The sequence below is a fragment of the Oribacterium sp. genome (genome assembly GCF_057249185.1).
The window spans coordinates 1-2,910 of sequence record NZ_DBHIGR010000222.1 but is presented as its reverse complement, the minus strand read 5'-3'; the positions used below and the strand labels follow the sequence as shown (position 1 = coordinate 2,910).

The 2,910-nt window shown below is 42.9% G+C and carries 3 protein-coding genes; all 3 read right to left on the bottom strand.

The window, feature by feature from the left end; translation table 11 throughout:
- Positions 1 to 615, bottom strand: a 615-nt coding sequence (locus ACO4PX_RS09690) for an ABC transporter permease (RefSeq protein WP_485572477.1), incomplete at its 3' end; no start/stop codon positions are given.
- 16 nt (positions 616 to 631) lie between these two features.
- Positions 632 to 1,735, bottom strand: coding sequence for an ABC transporter ATP-binding protein (locus ACO4PX_RS09685; protein ID WP_485572475.1), 1,104 nt, complete (start codon positions 1,733 to 1,735; stop codon positions 632 to 634).
- A 226-nt stretch (positions 1,736 to 1,961) separates the two neighbouring features.
- A partial coding sequence (locus tag ACO4PX_RS09680; RefSeq protein ID WP_485572473.1) for an extracellular solute-binding protein occupies positions 1,962 to 2,910 on the bottom strand: 949 nt, incomplete at its 5' end.

Below are 2,910 nucleotides of genomic sequence, written 5' to 3'. Positions count from 1 at the left end.
TGCGGCAATAATGGAAGGTGCGCAGAGAGGAATTACCAAAGTAAGGAAGCGTTTCCATCCGGAACAGCCCATATTTTCCGAAGCTTCCAAAAGGGTATTGTCAATGTGCTTTAAAGCCGCAGAGAAATACAGGAAAACCAGAGGATATAACTGCATGCACTCTACAATCATAATACCTCGGAAGCCGTAAATGGTAGGCAACTTAATCCCGAAGAGGTTTTTAAAGAGCTGGGTAACCAAACCGTTTCTTCCCATTAAAAGAATCCAGGAATAAGCACCGATAAAGGGGGCAGACATACCGCAGAGAATAATAAAAATCTGCAAAATCTTTTGTCCCCGAATCTTATAAAAGCTATGAAAATAGCCTAGGGGAATTCCTACAATCAAAGTAATAATGGTGGCACAAAAGCTCACTGCAAAGGAGTGGTAAATCGTTTGCAAGTTATAGCTTTTTGCAAAAAAGCTTTGGAAATTGGCAAAGCCTACGCCGCCTTCCTTTAAAATCATAGAATTTCGAAGGAGGGTGGACAGGGGATAAATCATAAAAATCAGGTAAACCACCAATATGATCATCGTGATGAAGGTCCAGACTTCCCATTTTTTCTTTGTTTTCATCCGTCTTCTCCTCTCCTTACAGCACGCCCTGGAGAATATTTTCACTGCCGCCTTCCAAGAAAACATTGACTTTATGGCTCTTAATTTGCAGCTTCACATTCTTTCCCTTTGGCAAAATAGAGTCAATTTCGGATTCCTTCACCGCCTCCACTTCTTTACCGTTACTTAACTGAATCAAATAGTGGGTATTTAAACCTAAGAAAATGCTGTCGATAATCGTTCCTTCTATGCCCGCCTCTGTTTCCTCCTGAATAATCCACTCCTCCGGTCTTACCGCAAGCTTCACCGGAAGCTCTCCCTCTTGACAATGCTCTTCCTTTACATTGTTTAAGATAAAGGAATAATCATCACAAACGGAAACTACCATCTGTCCTTCTTCCTTCTTTAAAGTCCCTTCCAGCTCATTACTGTGACCGATAAAGTTCGCCACAAAGAGATTGGCCGGTCTTTGATATAAAGCCTTGGGCGTTCCGATTTGCTGAATCACACCATGGTTAAATACCGCAATTCTGTCGGACACCGCCATAGCCTCTTCCTGGTCGTGGGTAACATAAACAGTGGTAATGCCGATGCTGTTTTGTAATTGCTTAATAGCGGTACGCATCTCAATTCTTAACTTGGCATCCAGATTGGACAACGGCTCGTCCATCAAAAGCACATCCGGCTTAATCACCAGCGCTCTTGCCAATGCCACTCTTTGCTGCTGCCCACCGGAAAGCTTCTCCGGCATACGCTCCGCAAAGTCTTCTATCTGCATCAGCTTCAGAAATTTCTTGACTTCTACCGCTCTTTCTTCTTTGGATACATTTCTATTCTTTAAACCGAACTCCACATTTTTTTCCACGGTCATGTTCGGGAAAATCGCATAGTTTTGGAAAACCATTCCAATATTTCTCTTGGAAGGGTCTAAATCATTGATTCTTCTATCACCAAAATAAAAATCCCCACCCTCAATGGAGTTAAAGCCTGCAATCATGCGCAGCAGAGTGGTTTTTCCGCAACCTGAAGGGCCTAAGAGAGTAAAAAACTCTCCTTCTTTAATGTCTAAGGACAAATCCGGAATCACTACATTGTCCCCATATTTCTTTACCGCATTTTGAATTCGAATATTCACACTCATAAAATCTTCCCCTTTATAAAAGGGGCTGTAAACAGAAAATGCTTTCATACAGTATAGGTCTGAAATTGGGGCACGCTCCCGCTAGCTTCGCCTCACAGCGGATACTAAGCGAAAAACTGCTGTTCCTTTGTTTTTCGCAAGTACCGGTGGGCTCAGATTACCCCTTTTTCAGACCTATACTGTTTGAAAATAGTTTATATATTCTACAGCCCTATTTTCTAACTCTTTACTTTTTTACCAGCTCCTGCCAACGGTTCTGCCACTCTTCCTTCTTCTCCGCTACCAGCTTAATGTCTTCATAAGCTACTTTAATCTTGGAGAATGGAGGCATAAACTCGGAAGTATTTTCTACAGAGGTCATAACCGGACGAATGGTGGTATCCTTCAGAGCTTCCTGTCCTTCTTCGGAAATCAAGAAGTCGATAAACTTCTTGGCATTTTCTTCGTTCTTAGCACCCTTTACGATAGCTACACCGGCAGGTAACCATACAGCACCTTCAGAGGGGTAAACAACTCTCAAGTTCTCAGCACCGTCTTCCAGTAAGCTTACGCAGGGATCTTCATAAGAAACACCTACTGCATACTCCCCATCAGCTGTTCCCTTGTAAATCTGGGAAGAAGAGGAAAGAATGGTGCCATCCAGCTGATCTACAAATTTTGCTACCCAATCCCAAGCGGCATCATCATAAGGTTCTTTACCCTTTACCAAAAGCATATTGGTAAGCTCTGCCCAGGCACTGGAAGAGTTTGTCGGATCCCCCATTGCGATGTGTCCCTTTAACTTCGGCTCCAGTAAATCTTCATAGGAATTGAACTTCTCCGCATCCAGACCAAGCTCTTTAAAAACATCCTTGTTTAAAAGAAGAGCTGCGGAACCGGAAAGCTTTGTATACTCAAAATATCCGTTAGGATTCTGATACTCCTTTGGTAACTTTGCATCATTGGGAGAAACATACTTCTCATATAAATCCTGCTGTCCCATCCAGAAAGACATATTGATGGCTCCCCAGTTTACATCTGCCTGAGGGTTATCCTTCTCCGCTTCCAGTCTAGCAAGAACATCTCCGGTTCCCATGGACTGAATGATAACCTTAATACCGGTCTTCTCCTCAAATAATGGTACTACTGCTGCAATCTCACTATCGGAGTTGGGAGAATACACTACAACTTCTCCG